General features: G+C 44.6%; 22 protein-coding genes and 1 riboswitch. Of the genes, 8 read left to right on the top strand and 14 right to left on the bottom strand.

The window, feature by feature from the left end; translation table 11 throughout:
- The coding region (locus AC27IJ_RS13605) for a hypothetical protein (RefSeq protein ID WP_487149335.1) at positions 1–461 on the bottom strand (461 nt) is incomplete at its 3' end.
- A 1,074-nt stretch (positions 462–1,535) separates the two neighbouring features.
- Here AC27IJ_RS13605 and AC27IJ_RS13600 point away from each other — a divergent pair.
- Positions 1,536–2,168, top strand: coding sequence for a hypothetical protein (locus tag AC27IJ_RS13600; protein ID WP_312446923.1), 633 nt, complete (start codon positions 1,536–1,538; stop codon positions 2,166–2,168).
- 706 nt (positions 2,169–2,874) lie between these two features.
- Complete coding sequence (locus tag AC27IJ_RS13595; protein WP_312446924.1) at positions 2,875–3,870, top strand: helix-turn-helix domain-containing protein; 996 nt, start codon at positions 2,875–2,877, stop codon at positions 3,868–3,870.
- A gap of 180 nt (positions 3,871–4,050) precedes the next feature.
- Here AC27IJ_RS13595 and AC27IJ_RS13590 read toward each other — a convergent pair whose 3' ends face one another.
- Genes AC27IJ_RS13590 through AC27IJ_RS13570 form a run of 5 tightly spaced genes read right to left on the bottom strand, consistent with a single transcriptional unit; the run spans position 4,051 to position 8,469 of the window.
- Positions 4,051–5,169, bottom strand: coding sequence for a metal ABC transporter permease (locus tag AC27IJ_RS13590; RefSeq protein WP_312446925.1), 1,119 nt, complete (start codon positions 5,167–5,169; stop codon positions 4,051–4,053).
- Positions 5,153–6,079 (bottom strand): metal ABC transporter permease, encoded by a 927-nt coding sequence (locus AC27IJ_RS13585; protein ID WP_312446927.1) that lies wholly within the window; start codon positions 6,077–6,079, stop codon positions 5,153–5,155. The genes AC27IJ_RS13590 and AC27IJ_RS13585 overlap by 17 nt, the downstream gene beginning before the upstream one ends.
- Positions 6,079–6,831: a metal ABC transporter ATP-binding protein gene (locus AC27IJ_RS13580; RefSeq protein WP_312446928.1), complete on the bottom strand. Its 753-nt coding sequence runs from the start codon at positions 6,829–6,831 to the stop codon at positions 6,079–6,081. Before AC27IJ_RS13580 ends, AC27IJ_RS13585 begins: the two co-directional genes overlap by 1 nt.
- 14 nt (positions 6,832–6,845) lie before the next feature.
- Positions 6,846–7,784 carry a metal ABC transporter solute-binding protein, Zn/Mn family gene (locus tag AC27IJ_RS13575; RefSeq protein ID WP_312446929.1) on the bottom strand — a complete coding sequence of 313 codons (939 nt, stop codon included), beginning with the start codon at positions 7,782–7,784 and terminating at the stop codon, positions 6,846–6,848.
- Positions 7,785–7,821: 37 nt separating this feature from the next.
- Positions 7,822–8,469 carry a metal-dependent transcriptional regulator gene (locus AC27IJ_RS13570; RefSeq protein WP_312446931.1) on the bottom strand — a complete coding sequence of 216 codons (648 nt, stop codon included), beginning with the start codon at positions 8,467–8,469 and terminating at the stop codon, positions 7,822–7,824.
- Between the two features lie 411 nt (positions 8,470–8,880).
- Between AC27IJ_RS13570 and AC27IJ_RS13565 the strand changes: the two genes are divergently transcribed.
- Positions 8,881–9,372: a metal-dependent transcriptional regulator gene (locus AC27IJ_RS13565; RefSeq protein ID WP_487149330.1), complete on the top strand. Its 492-nt coding sequence runs from the start codon at positions 8,881–8,883 to the stop codon at positions 9,370–9,372.
- A 142-nt stretch (positions 9,373–9,514) separates the two neighbouring features.
- Here AC27IJ_RS13565 and AC27IJ_RS13560 read toward each other — a convergent pair whose 3' ends face one another.
- Positions 9,515–10,729, bottom strand: coding sequence for a cation:proton antiporter (locus tag AC27IJ_RS13560; protein WP_487149328.1), 1,215 nt, complete (start codon positions 10,727–10,729; stop codon positions 9,515–9,517).
- 54 nt (positions 10,730–10,783) lie between these two features.
- Positions 10,784–10,860: riboswitch (Fluoride riboswitch) on the bottom strand.
- A 117-nt stretch (positions 10,861–10,977) separates the two neighbouring features.
- The gene (locus AC27IJ_RS13555; protein ID WP_487149326.1) at positions 10,978–13,176 is read right to left on the bottom strand and encodes an extracellular solute-binding protein; all 2,199 of its coding nucleotides are present in this window, start codon (positions 13,174–13,176) and stop codon (positions 10,978–10,980) included.
- A 227-nt stretch (positions 13,177–13,403) separates the two neighbouring features.
- Between AC27IJ_RS13555 and AC27IJ_RS13550 the strand changes: the two genes are divergently transcribed.
- The 5 genes from AC27IJ_RS13550 (at position 13,404) to AC27IJ_RS13530 (ending at position 17,973) form a co-directional block, all read left to right on the top strand.
- Positions 13,404–14,792: an ABC transporter substrate-binding protein gene (locus tag AC27IJ_RS13550; protein ID WP_331655764.1), complete on the top strand. Its 1,389-nt coding sequence runs from the start codon at positions 13,404–13,406 to the stop codon at positions 14,790–14,792.
- Between the two features lie 62 nt (positions 14,793–14,854).
- Positions 14,855–15,751, top strand: coding sequence for a carbohydrate ABC transporter permease (locus tag AC27IJ_RS13545; protein ID WP_312446938.1), 897 nt, complete (start codon positions 14,855–14,857; stop codon positions 15,749–15,751).
- A 13-nt stretch (positions 15,752–15,764) separates the two neighbouring features.
- Complete coding sequence (locus AC27IJ_RS13540) at positions 15,765–16,580, top strand: carbohydrate ABC transporter permease (protein ID WP_487149324.1); 816 nt, start codon at positions 15,765–15,767, stop codon at positions 16,578–16,580.
- Between the two features lie 15 nt (positions 16,581–16,595).
- On the top strand, positions 16,596–17,303 hold the full coding sequence (locus AC27IJ_RS13535; RefSeq protein WP_313259689.1) for an MBL fold metallo-hydrolase: 708 nt from the start codon (positions 16,596–16,598) through the stop codon (positions 17,301–17,303).
- Positions 17,287–17,973 (top strand): MgtC/SapB family protein, encoded by a 687-nt coding sequence (locus AC27IJ_RS13530; protein WP_487149322.1) that lies wholly within the window; start codon positions 17,287–17,289, stop codon positions 17,971–17,973. The genes AC27IJ_RS13535 and AC27IJ_RS13530 overlap by 17 nt, the downstream gene beginning before the upstream one ends.
- 287 nt (positions 17,974–18,260) lie before the next feature.
- On the opposite strand, the gene AC27IJ_RS13525 is transcribed toward AC27IJ_RS13530, so the two are convergent.
- The 6 genes from AC27IJ_RS13525 to AC27IJ_RS13500 all read right to left on the bottom strand — a co-directional run bounded on the left by AC27IJ_RS13525 (position 18,261) and on the right by AC27IJ_RS13500 (position 22,912).
- A complete protein-coding gene (locus AC27IJ_RS13525; protein WP_312446945.1) occupies positions 18,261–18,794 on the bottom strand; it encodes a methyltransferase family protein in 534 nt (177 codons plus the stop codon).
- A 196-nt stretch (positions 18,795–18,990) separates the two neighbouring features.
- Positions 18,991–19,656, bottom strand: a complete 666-nt coding sequence (locus tag AC27IJ_RS13520) for a potassium channel family protein (protein WP_312446948.1) — start codon at positions 19,654–19,656, stop codon at positions 18,991–18,993.
- On the bottom strand, positions 19,653–20,138 hold the full coding sequence (locus AC27IJ_RS13515) for a potassium channel family protein (protein ID WP_487149319.1): 486 nt from the start codon (positions 20,136–20,138) through the stop codon (positions 19,653–19,655). The genes AC27IJ_RS13520 and AC27IJ_RS13515 overlap by 4 nt, the downstream gene beginning before the upstream one ends.
- Positions 20,135–20,533 carry a hypothetical protein gene (locus AC27IJ_RS13510; protein WP_312503827.1) on the bottom strand — a complete coding sequence of 133 codons (399 nt, stop codon included), beginning with the start codon at positions 20,531–20,533 and terminating at the stop codon, positions 20,135–20,137. The genes AC27IJ_RS13515 and AC27IJ_RS13510 overlap by 4 nt, the downstream gene beginning before the upstream one ends.
- A gap of 170 nt (positions 20,534–20,703) precedes the next feature.
- Complete coding sequence (locus tag AC27IJ_RS13505) at positions 20,704–21,402, bottom strand: response regulator (protein WP_312446953.1); 699 nt, start codon at positions 21,400–21,402, stop codon at positions 20,704–20,706.
- On the bottom strand, positions 21,395–22,912 hold the full coding sequence (locus tag AC27IJ_RS13500; RefSeq protein ID WP_312446955.1) for an ATP-binding protein: 1,518 nt from the start codon (positions 22,910–22,912) through the stop codon (positions 21,395–21,397). The genes AC27IJ_RS13505 and AC27IJ_RS13500 overlap by 8 nt, the downstream gene beginning before the upstream one ends.
- Positions 22,913–23,152 lie beyond the last annotated feature (240 nt).

Genomic DNA, 23,152 nt, shown 5'->3' with positions numbered 1-23,152 from the left:
GGCCCGGTAGGACCAGTAGCACCGGTAAGGCCGATAGGTCCAGTAGGACCAGTAGCGCCGGTAGGCCCGGTAGGACCAGTAGCACCGGTAAGGCCGATAGGTCCAGTAGGTCCAGTAGCGCCGGTAGGACCAGTAGCACCAGTAAGGCCGATAGGTCCAGTAGGTCCAGTAGCGCCGATAGGCCCGGTAGGACCAGTAGCACCGGTAAGTCCGATAGGCCCGGTAGGACCAGTAGCACCAGTAGGTCCAGTGAATCCCTGAGCACCAGTAGGTCCGGTTGGCCCAGTCGGCCCAGTAGGCCCAGTAGGCCCAGTCGGCCCGGTCGGTCCTTTACAACGACAGCATTTGCACGTACAAGGTTCACATTTTATATTTCCATGATTGGAGCAACTATCTGATGAACATTTTCTTGTGCCACTACAATCGCATATATTCATTCCTTGAAATTCCTCAGGCTGCATAAAGTTCCCTCCTATAAATTATTAACAGCGTAATTTGACGCCTATTGTATTATATTCAAGAAGTAGTCAACTGATATTTAAACCAGAATCGAGGTGACGATTTGATAAGATGAATTATGAAATTAGATAAAACAGTATTGGAATCATTGTTTTTGGCTGTTAAAAACTATGATAAAAGGGTTCTTGTTGTTCGATTTTGGCGGGGCAGAAGAATACAGAGAATGTAAGTACGGTAAAGAGCGGCGATTAAAAAGTGGAACTGTACCGAACTATAGTGGGTGGAAAATAATAATTTTATGGAGCTAATCTGCTGCTTTATGAGATGCCTTTTATTTATATAATAGTGATTTTAATTCTTTATCAAAAAAGATAGCAAATTTCGAAATTTATAGATCCTATAGGAATCAATACCCCATTAGGAATTTCGGGCATCCGTCAGTTGTGGCGGTTGCCTTTTAGTGCTTAAAAACAAGTATAATAGGGACAGAATTTGCGTAATAGTTTGAAACTAAAATGGAACTATGATTTTAAACAGACAATGCAAATAGAATACAAATACGATAAAAGTCGGTATAAATTGCGTTTAAAATAATGTTTTCATAGTACATCAAAGTATCAAGATGTGAATTTGAATAATAGTAGCAACGAGTCTGTGAAGCCTTATAAATAGGGCATTCCCGGACTTTTCTTTTGTCTCTGCTACTACTTGCTACTAACCGCAACTATTCCTTATCCTAGTTCCTTTGTGGCATAGATTAAAGAGATTATGTACGATTTACACATGAGCAATTGAAAAGTATATTATTCACTAAGATAAGAGCTCTTGAAAAAACAAATGGATAAAATTATTGGTTGCCCTGTCTGTATAGTTGGTATTGAAGATCATGATAAAGTTCTTACATTTATATATATTTTTAAAAGAAATAGTATTTGTGGGAATTAATTGATGTATATTTCTTAGTAGAAGGATAATTTTTTTAAATATATATTTGATATTCCTGGGTTTGACAATTTGCTGGCATAGATATATACTATACATATAAACAAAGTTGTTCAAAAGGGAGGTAGAATAATATGAATATCACATTGAAAGAATTAATTACAGAAATTTTAGCATTACCCCAAGTAACACAAAATGAAATAACAGTATTGTTGGAAATCGGACTAAAAGATTTTACTAGAGATGAGTTGCTTTCAGGAAAAAGAGAGGGTGTAAAAAAAGGAACCTATTCTCCGGCAGCATTGACACGCACTTTGCAAAAATTAATTAAAAGAGGAAATATGATTAGCACTGAAACAAATGCAGCAGGTGAAATTGTTTATGGGCTAATTAAACCATGCGAATCGTATATGGATTATGAAAAAATACTTCTCAATATTACCCGTTCTAGATTGTTGACTTTAAATATAATGCGTGTTGCACTTGTATTTTTTCTTTTTGATAACAAACCGTCATCTGCAAGAAATGTGGCTAAAAGATTAAATATGGATCCAGATTACCTGGTTTCCGTCCTACAAAGGATGTACTTAATAGGTTTATTAGAAAAGTGCAGGTATGAGGAATTAGATTTCAATGGAGATGATATTCAATACGAACTGGAAGATTTTGGGAGGTCAAGGGATGAAGCATCCTCACCAAGGACCAACTTGTTGTTTTTCTGGATAAAGAAGGAATGGAAGGGATACATAGAAGAAAGTTGGCTATAAAAATCTTTATGCATCTCATCAATCTTAAATATTACAGGAGTGGTGAGATGTATGTATATTAATAATTGGTTCAATTCATTCATTGCATCCACATAATCTATATTCACTTTTAAGAGCCGAGATTTCCTCAGAGGCTGGAAGAAGGTAACAGTACCGCTGGTAAAGCAGTGTGCATCGTGCAAAGTTAAAGAAATAATCTTCTTATGACTTCAACCAATGGATAGATAATTTCTTTTCTACCATCTACGCAGATTCGATTATAGATACAAGAACGAACAAAGTAATCTTTCTTCATCATACCTATGGTAAGAATGCGTGCCTCGATGGCTTTTCGCTCATAGTTAGATACTTGGAAACTTGTGATATTCAGACTCAAAAAGTAATTACAATATCAGTTGAAACGTAGAGAGCCAGAAGTCCTTGTAAATTCAAGGAAATCTGACTCTTTCCTTTTTGAAATAGAACTATAATTATTCGTGGGAATTTTCGGGCGCTTCATCGCGCTTGTGCTGGATAAATGGTAAATAATATAGTAAAGTATAATTTGCAACCACCAGTTGACAAATTATACAGCGCACTTGGTAGTTGTCAACTGGTTAAAATTCTATAATGCAGACAGTCATATATCACCAGGTGAACGCAGATATTTATTACAGGACATTTGAAGATGGAATGACATAAATAAATTTTGAAAGGATGGTGCATTGTGATATTAGCAGAAAAAATCATTGCATTGCGTAAGAAGGCCGGCTGGTCGCAGGAGGAACTGGCTTACCAGATGGGCGTATCAAGGCAGTCAGTATCCAAGTGGGAGTCTGGAACTTCAATACCTGATTTAGAACGAATTTTAAAACTTAGTCAGGTATTCGATGTCAGCACAGATTATTTATTAAAAGAAGAGATGGAGGCAGATCCGGCATCTATTGCCATGGAAGCTGACCGCGATGAGGTACAGAAGGCGGTTACCCTTGAAATGGCTAATAATTTCATGGATATCAAGATCCGAGGGGCGAAAAAGGTGGCCTCGGGTACTGCGGCTTATATTTTGTCTCCGGTTGTTCTCATTTGTCTGGGAGGATTATCAGAATTAAAAGATGTAAATATCAGTGAAAACATGGCAGGAGGATTTGGAGTGGCCATATTACTGCTTATTGTCGGAATTGTCACAGTGTTTTTTGTAATGAATGGAATGAAAATGGAACCTTACCAATATTTAGAGAAAGAAGTCTTTCGCCTGGAATATGGAGTGGAAGGGATAGTACGAAAGAGGATGGCAGAATATGAAGGAACCTATAGAATCTGTAATATGGCAGGTGTTTTTCTATGTATTATCTGCGCTTTGCCATTGATGACAGCTGTTGCGTTAAGCAGCTCAGACTTTGTCTATGTCATGTGCGTAGTTTTCCTGTTGATCATAGTAGCTTGTGCTGTGTTTTTATTCGTAATGGCAGGAGAGAGAAAAGGCTGTTTTCAGATGCTGCTGCAAGAAGGGGACTATACGGTAGAGAAAAAACTGGAAAAGAAGCGGACAGAACACCTGCATGCGATCTATTGGTGTACCATTACCGCAGTGTATCTCGGCATCAGTTTTTATACGGGAAATTGGAGCAGGACATGGATCATCTGGCCTTGTGCAGGAATTATGTATGTGGCAGTGCAGGCGGCAGCTGCTGCATTGAAAGGTAAGAAAATGCATGATTAAGCGGGTGATATTTGTTTCAGGCTAATCTACACCCAACAGCTTTTGTTTTTAAATTTCTAAAACAACTATTAAAAATCCAGGCCCTTCCTGTTCTAAAGATTGAATGGACCCCCAAAGGTTAGACCTAAATCTAATCTATGGGGGTCACCTCAGATAGGGTCTGGATTTTTATAAACAATATTATCGTGAGAAAAGCGTGATATAGTTACGCATAATAGCATACCGCCCTTCAGCCGTCAGTTTCACTAAACCACCGGTTAACTGAACACAGTCCTCCCGTTCTAAGGATTTGAGAATTTTCGAAGTAAACTCACCAGTCCAGTGCAGATGCGTCTTTATGGTATCAACACCTGCTTCCGCATTTTCTTCTGCACTGTTTTCGTGATTAGAAAGGTGAAAAAGCAGCGTCGCTTTAGCAAATTCCAGTTTCTGATTCCTCCGTCTGAGAAGTGAGCGGATCAGTCCCCTGCGAGGCGCAAAAATAAACACAAGGAAGAAGACTAATCCGGTTACCACAGCCATGCTGCCCGCAATGGACACATCCAGAATAGCCGCTGCCTGATACCCCAGGATTCCATTAACTGCTCCTATGATCCCGCTTAAAATCAGCATTCGCTTGAGATCGTCCGTCAGCAGATAAGCCGTCACTGGGGGGCCGATCATAAAGGCTACCACCAGCACGGATCCTACCGCCTGAAATGCCCCGACAGTGGTAAGGGATACCAGAGTCATCAGTCCATAATGTACCAAGGCAGGTGAAAAGCCCAGCACGGCGGCCAGCATGGGATCAAAGGTTGCTATCTTAAGTTCTTTAAAGAAAATGATGATTGCAGCCAGATTGATCAGCAGCAGAATCCCTGTTGTGTAAATCGCTTTTGCACCTATATCCACGCCGCCTATGACCATACGGTCAAAAGGAGCAAAAGCAAGCTCTCCCAATAGTACCGAATCAGTATCCAGGTGAACCGAGCCGGCATAACGGGTGATCAGGATGATGGCTATGGAAAAGAGCAAGGGGAACACCACGCCGATGGCGGCGTCCTCCGCCAGCAGCCGTGTCCGGCTTAAAAGCTCTGTCAGCCACACGGTCACCACTCCCATCAGTGCGGCGCCCACAATCAGCAAAGGTGAGGAAAGATCGTGGGTGCCGAAAAAAGCGAGTACAATTCCCAATAGAATCGTATGGGTAATGGAATCCGACATCATTGACATTTTCCGAAGTACCAGAAACGTTCCGGGGAGAGCGCAGGCCACAGCCACAATAACGGCTATGATTTGAATTTCAATTTGCGGTGCCATCCGGCACACCTCCTTCCAGCTTATATAAAACCTTATTTTTTCTGCGCTGATATACCCTATGCAGAACACCGCGCCCCGGGGCAAACAGAACGCTGATGATCACGATGACACTAACGCAGACCACGATAGCCGGGCCTGTCGGCAGCTTTGGAACGAGAGAACTGGCTGCCGTTCCTGCAATACCGGACGCCGCTCCGAAAAGCGCTGAGAGCGTCACCATGACCCACAGCTTATTGGTCCACTGGCGTGCTGCAACTGCAGGGGTGATCAGCATGGCGCTCATGAGAATAACGCCCACCGTCTGCAATCCGATAATGATTGCCAGTACGATCATAAATGACAGCAGGAGATTCAGTTTCTTTGGGGAAAATCCAAGGCTCTGGGCGAAGTCGCTGTCAAAAGTGAAAAGCTTAAATTCCTTCCAGAACAGAAGCACCAGTGCAAGCAATATAAGGCCGCAAATTACCATCAGATTGATATCACGCTGTAAAAGCGTGGACGCCTGCCCGAAGATAAATCGTTTCAGCCCAGCCTGATTGGAGTTTGGAATCTTCTGTACGTAGGTGAGCAGCACCAGGCCCAATCCAAAAAATACCGACATCACCAGAGCCAGCGCGCTGTCAAATTTTACGCGGGTATGCCGCACAATACTGACAATAAACAGTGTTGCCAGCAAACCGGAAATAAGGGCGCCCAGAAGCAGAACCTCTGTATTTTTACTGCCTGACAGAACAAAGGCCATCACCACACCGGGGAGGGCGGAGTGGGATACTCCGTCACCCAACAGGCTTTGCCTGCGAAGCACTGCAAAGCTGCCGAGTACTCCGCTGATCAGCCCCAAGAGGGCCGAACCCAGAGCCACTGTCTGGAATGTATAGTCGGAAAATAACAAAATAATACTGCTTAACATCACATCACACCCCTTAGAAGCGTACCGGAGCTGTGGTAAGTCTTTTTTAAATTCTCTTCGTGGAATACTTCCTCCACAGGTCCACAGGCAACCACGCGCAGATTAATCAGGGTAACCCAGTCGAAGTAATCGGGTACCGTTTGCAGATCGTGATGGACGACCACCACGGTTTTATTCTGCTCCTTCAGATCTTTTAACAGTGCTACGATCGCCCGTTCCGTCTGAGCGTCTACCCCCTTGAAGGGTTCATCCATAAAGTAGACCTCTGCTTCCTGTGCCAGGGCGCGGGCCAGGAAAACACGTTGCTGCTGACCGCCGGAGAGCTGGCTGATCTGGCGGGAAGCATATTCCTGCATGCCCACCTTTGCCAGCATTTGTTTTGCCTGCTCCACATCCGATTTACCGGGACGGCGGATCCAGCCTAACTTACCGTAACAGCCCATCAGCACCACATCCTGTACCGTGGCCGGGAAATCCCAGTCCACGCTGCCGCTTTGAGGTACATAGCCGATGCGGTTTTTTAAGTTACGTATATCATCATTACCATCCAGAAACCGGACGGCTCCGGTGACAGGCTTTAAGAGTCCTAGCATAGCCTTGATTAAGGTCGTTTTACCGGCTCCGTTTGGACCGACCACCGCCATCAGTTTTCCCCTTGGGATTTTTAAGTCAATATCCCAAAGGACAGGCTTGGCGTCATAGGCTACGGTTAAATCCTCTACCTCCACTGCATAGTTTAGTTGTCTTTCCATATGATTCCCTCCTGTCACTTTAAGGCATCCACAATCGTGTCAATATTTGCTTTAACGGTCAGGATATAAGTATCGGCTCCGGACTCGGCATCACCCAGGGAGTCGGAATAAAGCTCCCCGCCGATGGAAACATCAAAACCCTTCGCTTTTACCGCAGCCTGCAGCGCTTCAATGGTTTTTGGAGGCACGGAAGATTCTACGAAAATCGCCTTAATCTGCCGTTCCACAATGAAATTGGCCAGATCACTCACATCGGCGGTACCTGCTTCCGCATCGGTGCTGATGCCCTGCAGGCCCCGCACTTTAAAGCCATAGGCTTTGCCAAAGTATTGAAACGCATCGTGAGCGGTCACCAGCACGCGCTGTTCCTCCGGCAGTTCAGCAGCCCGGCCGTGAATGTACGTATCCGTCTCATCAAGCTCTTTTAAGTAAGCGTCCAGATTTGCTTCATACTCTGCCTTTCCATTGGGATCGGCTTCTGTTAATCCCTTTGCAACAGTTTTAGCTGCATCTTTCCATAGGGAAACATCGAACCAGATATGAGGATCGTAGATGGAGCTGTCTTCCTCCCATGCCAGAAGCCTGGATTCGTCTAAGCCCTTTTCAATGCAGATGACTGCCTGCCCCTGACTGGACAGGTTTTCAAATATTTCCCCCATTTTTCCTTCCAGGTGCAGGCCGTTATATACTACTACATCCGCTTTCTGCATCAGGGAAACATCTCCGGCACTGGCCTGATACAAGTGTGGGTCAATACCTGGCCCCATCAGGCCGTTTACCGTAACCAGTTCTCCGCCGATGGATGCAGCCAGATCAGCCAGCATGGTTGTGGTAGCAACTATATTTAATTTATCTTTTGAAGAGTCTGCGTTTACCGCCGGAGCAGAACAGCCCGTTAGCAATAATGTGAAACTCAGGATCGTGCCAAGAATGCCTTTGATTTTTTGATTCATGAGAAACCTCCTAAAAATATATTTGGTGCCATACCCCCTATATCTCGTCTACATAGATTTGACAGGCGGCCTTATAACTGATTTGAACACGTTTGCCTTCCAGGTCGAGCGTCAGCGGCCCTTCGTATGCCGCAGCTTCTATAATGCGGACAGAGCATCCAATGGTGATTCCGTTTTCCTGCAGATAGTCTAACAGTTCCTTTTCTTCCTTTACACGCCGGATATGGGAAGCCGCACCCATAGGAAGCAGGTTCAAGGTCAGCAGGGGAGCGTGGTCGATTTGGCCGTCAGGATGGGGAATAGCGCTGCCGTGGGGGCAATAGGCCGGGTAATTTAAAAACTTATCCAGCCGGGCTGTCAGGCGTGACGGGGTGATATGTTCCAGCAGTTCCGCGTCTTCATGCGCCTCACTCCACGAGTAACCAAGATGCCGCATCAGGAAAACCTCCCAGAGCCGGTGGCCCCGCACCAGCGAAATGGCAACCTGAATTCCCTCAGGCGTCAGGCACGAGCCTTTGTAAGGCTCATAATGGATCAGCCCCTCCCGCTTCAGCTTTCCCAGCATTTCCGTCACAGAAGCAGGAGCGATCTGTAAAGTTTCTGCAATCTGCTTATTGTTTACCAATTCTTCCATGCCGCCGAGCTTATAAATAGCTTTTAAATAATCTTCTTTGTTTGGTGTCATTTTATCTTCCTCCGGTTTAGACATATAAACCCCGCCATCTGCGTGGGTAAGGATATTGTTTAAAGGGTATAAGGTTCCTTTATACCGCTAAGATCTTCCCAATCAATCCAATCAGCAGGATTAGGGCGGTTACTATTAATGTAGGTATCTTGCTGCGAAAAAGCCGTTTTGTATAAGCATCCATAATTTTCTCCTGTTGTATTATTTAAATATTTAGGCATACCTAAACTTTATTATATTATATGCCTAAATCCGTGGAAATGCAAGTGGTATGCAAATGAAATCAATTATTTCGTCATCCTGATCTGTTAGGGGAGGGAAATAACGTTTCCCTTGGCTAATTTATGATACCTAAGTAGGAAGTGTTACGAATACACTGTATAAAGTCTGAAAAACAGAGGATGAATGACAATGAGCCAACTACCGCCTCAGGAATTCCGTACCGTCCGGGGATATGAACTGAAAAAACAAAATGAGGGCAGACTCACGCCTGCTCTTGAGGATTATCTTGAAATGGCGTACCGATTATGCCTGGAAGAAAGCTGCACTCGCATAAACAGACTTTCAGGACGGCTGCACGTCCGTCCATCATCTGCATCAAAGATGGTATCCAAGCTTGTCCAGCTGGGTTATTTGAGATACGATAGTTTTGAAAATATCCTGTTGACTGATGAGGGAAGAATAACCGGCGAATATCTGCTGGAACGTCATAATACTTTGGAGCGCTTTTTTACCATGCTTAAAAGCCCGCGTCCTTTGGAAGAAGCGGAAATGGTTGAACACATGCTGGGGGATTTGACTGTATTGGAAATAAAGATGCTGATGGAGTTTTTTATTCAAAATCCGGATATTGAAAAGCAGTTTAAGAATTTTAGGGATATGGTTATCTTTTCTAGAAAATAAATGATCTGAAGGATTGCAGCAAACGCCTGCCCGGAAGATAGAAAAACCACATGCCCCTTTCGAATTCCGGGCATGTGGTTGGGTTGTAAGGTTCTCTGGTTGACCATAATGGAATCCACCCCATACAACCGGCACGATTTCATTACCGTTTGCCGGCCGCATGGGCTTTCGTGTTGCCGTTACTCTTTACAAGCAGCCTTTTATAAGTTGCATCCACGCCGATCGCCCCAATCGGAGCAGTGATCAAGATCGCTAAAACCGCAACCGTCAAAATCGTATTGCCGGCTGCAACGCCTGCCGCCAAAGGAAGTCCGCCGATTGCCGCCTGTACAGTTGCTTTTGGCAAATAGGCGATGGCGCAAAACAGGCGCTCCTTTGCACTTATTGGGGTTTTGGCAAGGCAGAAAAATACGCCGCATATCCGGATCAGAAGGGCAATAAAGATAAGGGCGACAGCCGCAAAACCGGCCTTTGCCGCATAGCTGACATCCACTGTTGCGCCTACCAATATAAACAGCATCAATTCCGCTGCCACCCAGATTTTTGAGAATTTTCCCGACAGGCGCTTTGCTAAAATATCATACTGCTTCAGGATGGTACCGCCTAAAGCCATGACAGCCAGCAAACCCGATATGGGCACATACGCTTTAATGGCTGTTTCAATAGAAACCAGCAGGAACGCAGTGCTTAATATAATCAAAATTTTGACGGTATCCCGCATGTGGATGTTTTGAAACAGCTTCACCAAAACCAGGCCCAGTAAAATACCGGTCAGCAAGCCTGTCATAATGGCGACAGGTATTTTTATAAGGCTTATGGCATCAAAACTGCTTCCCTCGTACATACCCATAAATGATGTAAAAAGGACTATGACATAAATGTCGTCAACAGACGCTCCGGCCATGATAAGCTGCGGAATGCTCTTTTCCCTGCCATAGCCCTGTTCCATCAGCTTTAACATTTTAGGCACGATAACTGCCGGGGAGACCGCACCGAGCACCGTTCCCATAATAGCTGCTTCCAAATGAGAAATAGGGAAGAACATAGGAGCAAAAATAGTAGTGGCGGCTATTTCAAAACTTGCCGGAATGAAGCACATAAGGATTGCCGGACGGCCAACTTTCTTTAAATCCTTAATATCCAGCGCGAGCCCTGCCCTTGTAAGGATCACGATCAGGGCAATTTGTCTCAAATCTGCAGAAACATTCAACAGTTCCGGCGCGATTAAATTCAGCGCATACGGCCCCAACACAATGCCGGTGAGAAGCATGCCAACAAGGCCGGGGAGTTTTAATTTCTGCATGGTTCCGCTCAATATCATGCCGCAAAGAACCATCATTGCAAGACTGAAAAGCATATATATATCCTCCTTTGTGCAGAAATGCAAAAAAGCTGACACTTCTGCAATGAAATTATTGCAGAAGTCATCAGCTTAATAAGCGGTTCGGCTATAATCAGCACAGGGAGAACTTCATTCCCTTGAGCTATTATAGCGGAGATGGGTGAATATTTCAAGGTATAAATCATAATTCTTATAATCCTCTTCACCATATCTTATTACAATACAAAGTATCGCATCAGAAAATCCAATCAAGATCCAAACCACTAATCCCTGTTTAAAAACTGTTCATCATACATCTTCTGCGCTTGATCCAATGCAACTGTGGGCGATTGAACATTGCTGTAAGCATTTTTCACCGCCATACCGATAATGCTCAAAAAACGGCGCTCATCAAATGGAAAACCGGACAACTCAGGCACCCGCCGTCCTTTGGCCATTACAAAACAGTCCTTTGCAAAATTTAACCAGGGATAAGAATTGACAATTTCATAATTTTCATAGGATTTCTTACAGGGAGAAACGCTCCCCAGCAGTGTTTCAGCGGAAGCGATTGTTTCACTGCATATCCAGCGGATAAAGGACAATGCCTCATTGGCCCGGCGGCTGTATTTTGAAACGCCGAGAGTTCCGCCGCCGATGACTGGGTTGCCCCCAGGAACCAGAGCATAGCCGATATTTCCCACAACCTTAGAAGTTGAACTGAGCAGGTCAGAGGCATAGTTGCTGTACAGCAGGGTCATTGCAATGTTTCCACTGGCAAAAGAGGTGGCGGTATTGGTCCACCAGGAATTATACTTTGGACTGGAATAATTGCGGATATCCACAAGCTGTTCCAATGCCCGGACCGCAGCCGGGGAATTCAGGGTCACATTGTAGTGCCCGTCATACAGATTGTCCTGATAACTGAAAAAGCGGGCTAAAAATTCAGAGCCTGCAACTCCGGTGGAACCAAGGGTGAGAGTGGCCCCAAAATCCACAGGGGATGCCGGGTTTAAGGATTTTGTAAAAAACGCGGCAATCCGGTTGAACTTATCAAAGGTGTCCGGCGGAAGCAGTTCTTCCCGGTATTTTTCAAAGTACGTGCGGCGGTAAATAGGGTCATTGAACAAATCTTTTCTGTAAAACAGTAGCTGCATACTTGGAGAGGTGGGCAATGCGTAAACATGTCCGTTGATCATTGAAAACGGTTCAATGGTGCCGTCTATAAATTCATTGAGACATTGGGAGACCGAAGGATCAATTCCATCTAGTGGCTGTAATATTTTTTCTGCAAACCAGGATAACCAGGTCACATCCAAACGCAGGATATCGAATACGGAGTCCTTTGACATGTTTGTAAAAGCTTCATAGATTTCATCGTAGGAATAAATGGTAATATTAACCGGTATCCCTGTTTTTTGTGTATATAGGCGGGAAAGGCTGCGAAGGGTGTAAGCGCTGGGGGTGTCAAGGGTCAGGATGTTTAAAGGCGATTTGTTATCGCTGTAGATGATGTTTGAAAACCAATCACGGAAACCTGAATTTTCAAGAATTCTTTTCTCCGGATATTTACCTGGAAGATCATTTTCAATAAGGGTTTCTGCAGCGATTTTTCCCAACTGGCGGTAATTCAGTTCGTATTTATCAAAGTCGTTTTCAGGTAAGGTGAATACAGGAGAAACGGTGTGTATATTTAAGCTGAGCTCCGGGTAAAAGGTATTATGTATATCTTTTACAGATTCAGCAAAGCCGTAATTGGATATAAAAATGGCCTGGGGCGTGGAATCGTGGAAGATCTGCATAACGTTCTGCAGTTTCCTGTATGAGTCCGTTTGTATGTGGTACACGGAACAGGAGGAGTTCTTCATCGTGTCCATAAAGCCGTCATAAAATGCGAGCTCATTGGACAGCCGAAGACTGCCGGTCAAAATACAGATATTTGTATATTTCTTTTCCAAAGCCTTCCTTGCTAATTCTTTTCCTGCCTGTCCATAGTTGAATCCAATATATTTACAGGATATATCAGGATCCCGCTCAATGAAAATGATATTTTCCCGGATCTTTTTCTTCCCCTCCAGGTATGGAATATAGTCTGACTGGGAGGTAAAGGAAGTAAATGATGCAATTCCGGCGGGCATAAGGGAACGTATGTCCTGTAAGGCATTGATCTCAGCATCCGGCTGATCGTCATTGGTGAGATACTGGCAAACGGAATAATTATGATTTTCGGCATACGTTTTAAAACTCATAAAAAAATCGATGTATTGTTTGGAGCGCAGGTTTGGGAGAATTACGGCCAATAAATCGGAGCGCCCCTTGCGCAGTAATTTGGCTCTTTCATTGGGGATATATCCAAGAGAGGCAGCGGCATCCATTACCTGTTTTATTTTTTCGCTGCTGACGTTGCCTTTTTCATTTAGAACATTTGAAACAGTTCCCTGGGCAACACCGGCGGCCCTGGCAATATCTTTAATAGTAACCATAAAATACCTCCATAATTTACCAAAAACAAATGATTATCTATAGTATAACATATAAAACAAAAAATGAAACATATTTTTAAATGTGAAAAACGAACATTAAAACGTATATATTTATAAATAACTTGTATAAAATATATAAAAATAATATTGACACGTTTCAATCACTGTGATAAACTACCCATGTAAACATCAATTGTTGAATTTAAGGAGGGGTTGTTTTGAAAAAAATGAGACATTTATCTGCTATCACATTGGCAATGGTCATGGCTGCGGCAGGAGTATTGACTGGCTGCGGCGGCAATTCAACAGGTGCAACAAAGGCAGAGCAAACGGAAACAAAAGCCGAGTCAGCCTCAGCGGATACAGATTCTGCAAAAGCAGAGACTCAGGGAAATACGGGGGAGGCATTGCGCCTGACTTTCTACTATCCGGTCAACGTAGGAGGATCAGCAGCACAGCTTATTGAGAAAATCTGCACAGACTTTAACTTGGAGAATCCAGATATTGTAGTTGAACCGGTTTATACAGGAAACTATGACGACACCGTTACAAAAATCCAGACGGCCGTACAGGGAGGAACCCCGCCGGATGTATTTGTAAGCCTGGCGACCCAGAGATTTACCATGTCATCTACAGGTATGGCTATGCCGCTGGATGATTTTATTGCAGCTGACGGAGAAGAAGGAAAAGCATTCATCGCAGACTTTCTTCCAGGATTCATGGAAGACTCCTATGTAGATGGAAAGATTTATTCCATTCCCTTCCAGAGAAGTACGGAGATCCTCTATTATAACAAAGACTTGTTTAAGGAAGCCGGACTTGATCCGGAAAAGCCGCCCAGAACCTGGGAGGAGCTGGCGGATTATGCGGTGAAGCTGACAAACGGCGACCATTATGGTGTTGGCATCGCTTTGAATTCTGGCTCTGCCCAGTGGACGTTCACAGGATTTGCGTTACAGAACAGCAAAGACGGTAAAAACCTAATGAGTGAGGATGGAAAGACCGTTTACTTTAATACCCCTGAAAATGTAGAAGCCCTTCAGTTCTGGCTGGATCTCCAGAATAAATACAAATGCATGGCAGAAGGGATCGTACAATGGACCGACCTGCCCACACAGTTCCTGGCTGGGGAAGTAGCTATGATCTATCATACCACCGGAAATATGGCCAATATCAACAGCAACGCCAAGTTTGAGTTCGGTACGGCATTCCTGCCGGGACATGCACGGGATGCGGCTCCCACAGGCGGCGGAAACTTCTATATCTCAAACGGAATTGCAAAGGAGCGTGCAGATGCGGCATGGAAATTCATTAAATTTGCTACTTCTACGGAAAGAGCAGCCCAGTGGAGCCTGGATACTGGTTACGTAGCGACCAGACAGTCTTGCTATGATACGGATCTGATTAAAGATTATTATGCAAAGGTTCCTCAGGCTTCCATCGCTTATGAGCAGCTTCCCTATGCAAAACCGGAGCTTACGACTTATAATGCGGCTGAAATATGGAGAATTTTAAATGATAACATCCAGGCGGCAGTAGTGGGAGACATGACAACACAGGAAGCTCTGGATCAGGCCCAGGAGGAAGCAGAGGAAGTTTTAGCAGATTTTCAATAATAGGAAACCGAAAGGGGATTGCAGCTTGCAAACCCCTTTCTTTAAAGAAGGGTGACGGATCGATGAATGGTGATTTAAAAAAGAGGAAGGAATTGAAACATAATTTCACGGCGTGGATGCTTGTTGCCCCGGCGCTGGCGTTCATGTTGGTATTTACTGCGTACCCTGTATTCAGGAGCCTTTATTTAAGCCTTATGAAATACAAAATGGGAATGGGGACGCCGGAACTTATTGGACTGGAAAACTATGCAAAACTGTTTTCATCAAAGCTGTTTTGGAAGGTAATGGGAAATACAGTCTTTTTTGCACTGATTACCGTATTGCCCAGCATGGCTGTGGGATTGGGCCTTGCCGTTCTGGTAAATAGAAGTAGCCGGACCATCGGTTTTGTAAGAACGGCTTTCTTCTATCCGGTTGTAATGCCTATGATAGCCATAGCCAGTGTCTGGATGTTTATCTATATGGCGAAAAACGGATTGTTTGACCAGATGCTCATAAGCATGGGCTTTCGTCCGTTGAACGTCCTGTCAAAGAAGAGTACGGTGCTGCCTGCCATGGCGGTCATGTACGTATGGAAGGAGGCAGGATATTTGATGGTATTTTTCCTGTCGGGGATCCAGAGCATATCAACGGAGGTCATGGAGGCTGCAAAGATCGACGGGGCTGGAAGCTTAAAAATCTTTAGAAAGATCACTCTGCCATTACTGGCCCCTACTTTTCTTTTTGTATCGACCATTGCCTTTACGAATAGCTTTAAGCTTGTGGATCATGTAGTGATCATGACAGAGGGGGCTCCTAACAATGCCAGCACCCTCCTTCTTTATTACATTTACCAGCAGGGGTTTACGAATTTTAATTATGGTATGTCTTCTGCGCTGACGGTTATCATGCTTGTCTTGCTGTTAATTGTGTCACTGCCGAGATTTATAAGCCAGGATAAGAAGATCCATTATAATTAGAGGGGAGAAGGTTATGAAGAACTTGAAAAAACTATTAATATCCATTTGTTCCGTACTGCTGGCAACCGCGTGGCTGGCTCCCCTGTTTTGGCTTGTGTGTACAGCTTTAACGGAGCCTACGTTTAAAATGACGTTCTTTCCCAATTCTAAGTTTACTCTGGGCAATATCATGTATGTGTGGAATGCCATACCCTTTGGAAGATATTATTTAAATACCCTCTTCCTTGTTGCGGTAACATTTGGTATTCAGTTTGTTACATCTACCCTGGCCGGATATGCCCTTGGTGTCATGGAGTTTAAGGGACAGTATCTGGTGATGGCAGTGATTTTTATGCAGATCATTATACCAAATGATGTACTTATTACGCCTAACTTTATGACCTTATCGGAGATGGGGCTTACCGATACAAAGCTGGGCATCATGCTGCCGTTTTATGGAAGCGCCCTGGCGATCTTCCTTTTAAGGCAGCACTTTAAGACCATACCAAGGGCCTTAGCGGAAGCGGCAAGAATTGACGGCGCAAATACATGGCAGACCATCTGGCAGGTATATATGCCATGTGCAAAACCGGCATATATGTCATTTGCGGTCATTTCGGTCAGCTATCACTGGAACAATTATCTGTGGCCGTTAATTGTAACAAATTCCCCTGCAAACCGTACCCTGACGGTCGGCCTTGCTATTTTTGCAAAATCCAAGGAAGCAAATATGCAGTGGGCGAATGTCTGCGCTGCTACATTAATTATCATACTGCCGTTATTAATAGCCTTTTTCATCCTGCAAAGACAGTTTATGAGCAGCTTTGTCAGTGCAGGCATCAAGGAGTAGGGGGGGGAGAGGACAATGGAATTACATTTTTTAGGCAGTGGATCGGCATTTTATCCTCAGTATAAAAACACCAGTGCATATTTTGAACTAAACAATGACCTCTATTTGATCGATTGCGGAGAAACTGTATTTGAAACATTGCTCTCATTGGTTGATCTTGAACAATACAGGGAAATTTACGTTGTGATCACGCATCTGCACGCGGATCATGTGGGGAGCCTGGCTTCTTTGATTTCTTATACATATTGCATGTTGGATAAGAAGCATGTTACCGTTATTCATCCCAAACCTACGATTGCCCGGCTGTTAAGCCTTATGGGGATCGGAAGGGAGTTTTACCGTTATAAAGAGGCTTATGACGGCAGCAGTGTAGAATTTGAAGCGATCCAGGTTCAGCATGTGGATAATATGGAGTGTTTTGGCTATGTCATAAAAGTAAATGGAGAAAAGGTTTATTACAGCGGAGATTCCTCTCATCTGCCTCAAAGAATACTGGAGGATTTTAGAAAGGGGGAAATCAAAATTATTTATCATGACACAAGCACCCATGATTCTGACTATGCAACCCACTGTTATTATGGTAAACTGGAGGCATGGATTCCCCATGAGATGAGAAAGAGGGTATTTTGCATGCATTTGGATTCTGATTGTAAAGATTTGTTGGAAGGAAAAGGATTTTCCGTAGTAAGCGTGGATGGTGATTCGTATGCTGAACCTAGGTGATTTTCAGGAACTGAACGAAATTACAATTACAGTACGTATATGCCTGGCTCTGATCATAGGCGGCATTCTGGGAATGGAGAGAGAAGTCAGGAAGCAGCCGGCAGGATTCCGGACGTATATGCTGGTATGTATGGGATCGGCAGCGGTGATGATGACCAACCAGTATATTTCGCAAACCTTTGGCGGTTCAGATCCCTCAAGGCTTGGCGCGCAGGTGGTCAGCGGGATAGGCTTTTTAGGGGCAGGTACCATCATAGTGACCAGAAATAATCAGGTACGGGGCTTAACCACTGCCGCCGGATTGTGGGCGGCTGCCTGTGCAGGGCTGGCTGTTGGCATCGGGTTCTACAAGGGGGCAATACTTGTGGGATTGGCCATCAGCCTGATTATGACGGTTTTCCAAAAGGTTGACTACCGTCTTATGGCAACTTCAAGAATCTTTAATCTGTATATGAACTTTAATGCTGCGGCAAATTTGAATCTGTTTCTGGAAAGCTGCAAAGAGAGGAATATACAAATTATTGATATCCAGGCATTTAAAGCTAAGGGTAAGGGAGAAGACGGTATCATTGTCATGATCACATTGAAAACTGCAAAAAGAGAGCCCCGGGGGAACGTACTGCAGTTTTTTGGTATGGCCGAGGGGCTTAAGTATATGGAGGAATTGTAGTTTGATGGATAAAGAATTACAGGTTGACAGGAAGAATCGTTGATCGCCATAGGCACATCCCTGGGATTATAGCGGAGCTTATCAGATTGTGAAAGAGGCTGGAGGAGTGGTGGCTGAATTCGATGGTTCACCGGTACAGTTTCATATAAAGAGCCATCTCGTAGTCAGCAATGGGTTTATTTGGCATGAGATGCAAAAGGAAATAAATATTTAGATTCAAGTGTATATGCCCTTCCTGTGGCAGGCAAACTGTTTTGCTGCAGGAAGGGGCATAGGGTTGTAATGGGCTAGAAAAACAGAAAATACCGTGGCGTGCGGCTTTTGTACTGCAAATACTCTTCCCCAAAGGCATGGGGCAAATATGTTTCTTCCTCCAGGATCTGTAAATGCAGCAGCAGGATGCCAATGACCGCCGCAACCAGAAGGAGGACGTTTGGCAGTGCAAGTGCAGAGCCAAGGTACAGCATGTCAAAGCCCACAAAGGCGGGATTTCTGCTGATGCTGTAAATTCCACTTGTTACAATGGCAGTCTTTTGGCTTTCGTCCACACCTGCCCGCCAGCTGTCACGCATGGAGGTAATAGCCAGGATAAAGAAAATGACGCCGCCTCCTGTAAGCGCGATACCAACCCACCGAATGCTTGCTGGGAATTTGAGAGTAAGTATGAACCGGGAAAAGAAAACACTTGCATACTGAATGACTGCAATGCTGTAGGTAGCCGTTAACAGGGCCGTTTCAATTGCAGCCGTTTTAGGAGGCTTGCGGCCCTTTGCCAACCGGTTTGTATGAATGCCCTTTTTCCGGAGAAGTATCTGTTTCATAAAATATCCAATATAAAAACAGGTTATTAATCCAAATACACTGATCTGAAAGATCACTCTATCACCGCCTTATACGTAGTACTTCAAAGTATACCATGGAACGATTGAAATGAACATCAAACAATGTTTCAAAAATATATAGTAATAGGGTTCAGAGCCCGGGAGGTGTTACCGTAACGTCCATGATCCATAAGTATCACCTTCCAGTCAAACCTTTGACCGCAGCAATTTCCTGGCCGCTGCTGGATATTAATACCAGCACATCGCCGGCAAGTATCCTCGTTTCGCCGCGGGGGATCATGGCAGTATTGCTCCGCAGGATGCAGCCTATGATCACTTCCTTTGGAAGATCGATCTCCCAAAGTTTTTTACCAACTACCGGAGCACTGCCGGTAATAGGCACCTCTGCGATTTGGATCCGCCCTTCTCCAATGGGGACAATATTTGCCATTTCATCAACAAACGCCTGCTGTTCGATGATGCTTGTCACGGCAGAAATGGCGCATACCACACTGTCAATGCCCATTTTGTAGAAGAAGTCTGTTTTCTTCGGATCGGACACCAATGCAACAGTTTTTTTGATGTGGAAACGTTTTTTACACAGCTCACAAACCACAAGATTGTCTTCATCCTTTGATGTCAGTGCAATTGCAATGTCATAATCTGCAGCATCTGCGTCTTCTAAAACAAATGGCTTAGTCCCGTCTCCGTAGATGACGGTCAGTTTTTTGATCTCAGCCAGTTTCAGGCAGTCATCATAGATATCATTAATAGCGGTCACCTGATACCCACGCTTAATCAGTGAAAGGGCGAGAGATTTTGATTTGCTTCTGCCGCCCACAAGCAGGGCTTTCTTTTTCATTTTGTTTCCTCCTTAAGCTCACAGGCTGTTTTATCAAATTTTTCCGTGCTGCCTGTCTTAAGCAGCATTTTATCTATCTCCTTTACAGACAAGATGGCCGGACAGATGGTGTCAATTCCGAATTCGCGGTATACACATTCCCGCTCAGGATCATACAGCCGGGCAATAACACGGTTGACCTTAAATATTTCCCGGGCAATCTGGGCAACCATCACATTGACATTATCATTATTCGTGACGACCACAAGAACATCTGCCTTATCGATCTGCGCTTCCTGTAAAACGTCAAAATCCATACCGTCACCGGCAACGGATAGCCCCCCAAAAGACGGTGAAAGTTTGCGGAAGGCCTCCTTATTCCTGTCAATGATGAGCACGTTTCCGCCCTCCTCTGACAGAGTATTTGCAAGGTTGGCACCTAACCTTCCGCATCCAATGATTATGAAATACTCAGATAAATTCTTAGATGAAACCAGTCTCATATCCATTTCCTCCTGTCCGCATATCCGATGCTCTGTACACCGGATTCTTTTGTATAATCAACCGGATATTCTTCCGGACAATCGCTTTCGTCATAAGCAGTCCGGCCCCGGGAAAAGAAAGTTCCGAAGCTGTCCAGATTTTGCCGAGCCGGCAAGTAGGAAGGGTCCAATGCCCAGGCAGCGCGGAAGTGTTTCATGGCCGCTATATGATCCCCTTCTTTTTCAAGAATCACACCAAACAGATTATGCGGTTCTGCTGCATGAGGGTATTTTCCTATTGCGTCAGATATAAGTCGCTCACATTCCCTGTATTCTCCTGCGAGTGCAAGACTTCGGACAGAAGTACAAAGCGCGTTCAGCTCTTTTTTGCTTTCAGATATTGCCAGCTCTTTCATGATCAAGCCTCCTTTGATGCATCTTTCCTCTTTACATGATTATCATATCGTGGATCCCGTGACTGTGTTGTGAGAGGCAGGGGGGTCCTGTGAGAAAGCTGTGAGAAAAATTAATAATTTACAAAATAAAAAAACCGCCTCGGAAACCGGGACGGTCTTTTTATTCTTTCTTATTCATCAACAAGCCGGTAGCCAACTCCTATCTCAGTAAGAATGTATCTAGGTTTTGCCGGGGTCGGTTCGATCTTTCGGCGAAGTCCGGCCATGAGTGCCCGAAGCGCCTGAGTATCAGTTCCGTACCCTACGCCGTAGATTTCTTTTAAAATGTATTGGGTAGTCAGTACCTTCCCTGGATTCTTTAAAAACAGTGTCAGCAAATGATATTCAAGGGGGGTGACATGGAGTTGGGCACCTTCCAGGGATACAATACGTTTTTCCAGGTCTATGGAAAGACCTCCCACGGAAAGAACAGTCTGTGCCTTAGTGACACCGATTTTATATAAGTGTCGTAATGCAACCCTGATCCGGGCCATCAGCTCTGTCGCAGAAAATGGTTTTGTCAGATAATCGTCTGCGCCGCTGTCTAAAGCTGCCGCCTTTTCCTTATCCTGATCCCGGGCTGATACAACAATGATAGGCATTTCTGACCATTCACGTACCTTTTTAATGACCTCCATACCGTCAAAATCTGGCAGGCCAAGGTCAAGTAGCATTAAGTCGATCTGGTGAGAGACAAGAATGGAAAGGGCGTTTTGTGCCGTACTTGCCGTAGTATAGGGAAAGCCTTCCTGCTTTAGGGCATAGCAGATAAAATTTCGTATTTGGGTATCATCCTCAACAACCAGGATTGTTTCATTTTTGCTAGTCATAATTCTCAGCCTCCAATGGCAGGGTAAAAGTAAACTCCGCACCGCCATTCTTTCTGTTTTTAGCAGATAAAGTCCCGCCGTGTGCCTTAACTATGGATTCGCATATTGCAAGTCCTAAGCCCACACCCCTCTGTGAATCCGCCTCTTTTCCATGAGTCGTATAAAACATTTGAAAAATATGGGACATATCCACTGAAGCAATTCCTGTGCCCCGGTCGGCGACAGTGAACACGGCAACTCCTTCTTCTATATTTTCTCTTACAGTTACAGAGATTTCCCCTGCCGGCGGTGTGTGCTTTATGGCGTTATCCAAAAGATTCACAAGAACCTGGTCTATCAGCTTTGCATCCATTGGAACCAGCATCACGGTATCTGGGATATGCACCGCGATTTCCCGTTCTGGCGCCCGTTTTCCGATGGCCATAACCGCAACGCCGATCACTTCCTCAACCGCTTCCATCTGCTTGTTCAGTGCAAGTCTGCTGTCCTGCAGACGGGTCAGGCCTAATATATTTTCCACGAGTGAATGGAGCCAGTCAGCATCTTTGTAAATGCCTTCTGCTAAAGCATAACGGCTATCTTCCGGGTCCGTCATACCCATAAGCATTTCACTTGTTCCCATAATGCCGGAAAGAGGGGTGCGCAGGTCGTGGGAAATGGCGCGGAGCAGATTGCTGCGATAACGTTCCTGAGCGACTTCTTCCTTAGAATTGATCCGTTCCTGGGCGCTTCTGAAACTGTCCATAGCAAGTGCAGCACTTTCCAACATGGAACGGAGCAGACGCAGCTGGGCATCGCTCATTTGTTCCGCTGCTTCATTGGGAATCCGTAATATACCAAGTATCGCCTCTCGGCCGTTAATGGGCCAGTCATAAAATTCTGCTCCCACAACGTAAGCTGCCTTCAGGTTCTCCATGCGGCGGAGGAGGGATTCCTTGTCTTCCACGTTCCGGCGAATCTGTTCATTTGTGTTTTTCTGTTGGATAAAGCTCTGTTCCGGTTGGCCGTTTTCATCAAAGCAAAGGCAGGCGGCACGGCAGTTCAAAATATCGCTGATGGTTTTAACGGTGATTCCTGCAATGTCGGAAATGTCTGCCGCATCGGATAAATGACTTGTAAGCTGGTACAGGGCACTGGCTTCCGCCTCTTTTTCCCGTGCCTCCAATGCATTTTGCTTTACTTTTGTAGTCAAGGCACTAGTGATAATAGAAGTAACGGTCATGATTCCAAAGGTGACAAAATAGGTGGGGTCATTAACTGAAAGTGTAAAATACGGTTCGGTGAAAAAATAATTGAACATACAAGTCGCAATGACTGTGGCAGTAATGCCATAGGCATATCCTCTTGTAAACCGTGCCGTCAGCAATACGGACAAAATATAAACAACAACAATATTTGTTTCAGGAAAGCGAAGAAAGCGGAACAGCAAGCAGATACCCGTAGCCGCTGCTATAAAAAGAAAGACGGTAAGAATATAACTGCGATGCTCATCCCGATTATTTTCTGCCATTTTGCCGCCTCCTTGCGATGTACGTCTGTTAACAGGCTTTTTGTTTGCACATGTACCGCTGATCATTGTTTCCGGGCGTACATATGTTTTATCCTTCCCATAACTGATTCATATAATTATAATTGTCTGAATAAATAATTGCAACAGCAAAACCATTCATTGCTGATTCGTCAGGATGGGAGTATAATGCATCTAAAAGAAAATCTGTTTTTTGTATCACCGGCTGGCAGCAATAGAAGA

This window comes from Lacrimispora sp. YZC11, from assembly GCF_057543815.1.
Note: the sequence above shows the minus strand (reverse complement) of the source record. Positions and strands in the feature narration are given on the sequence as shown.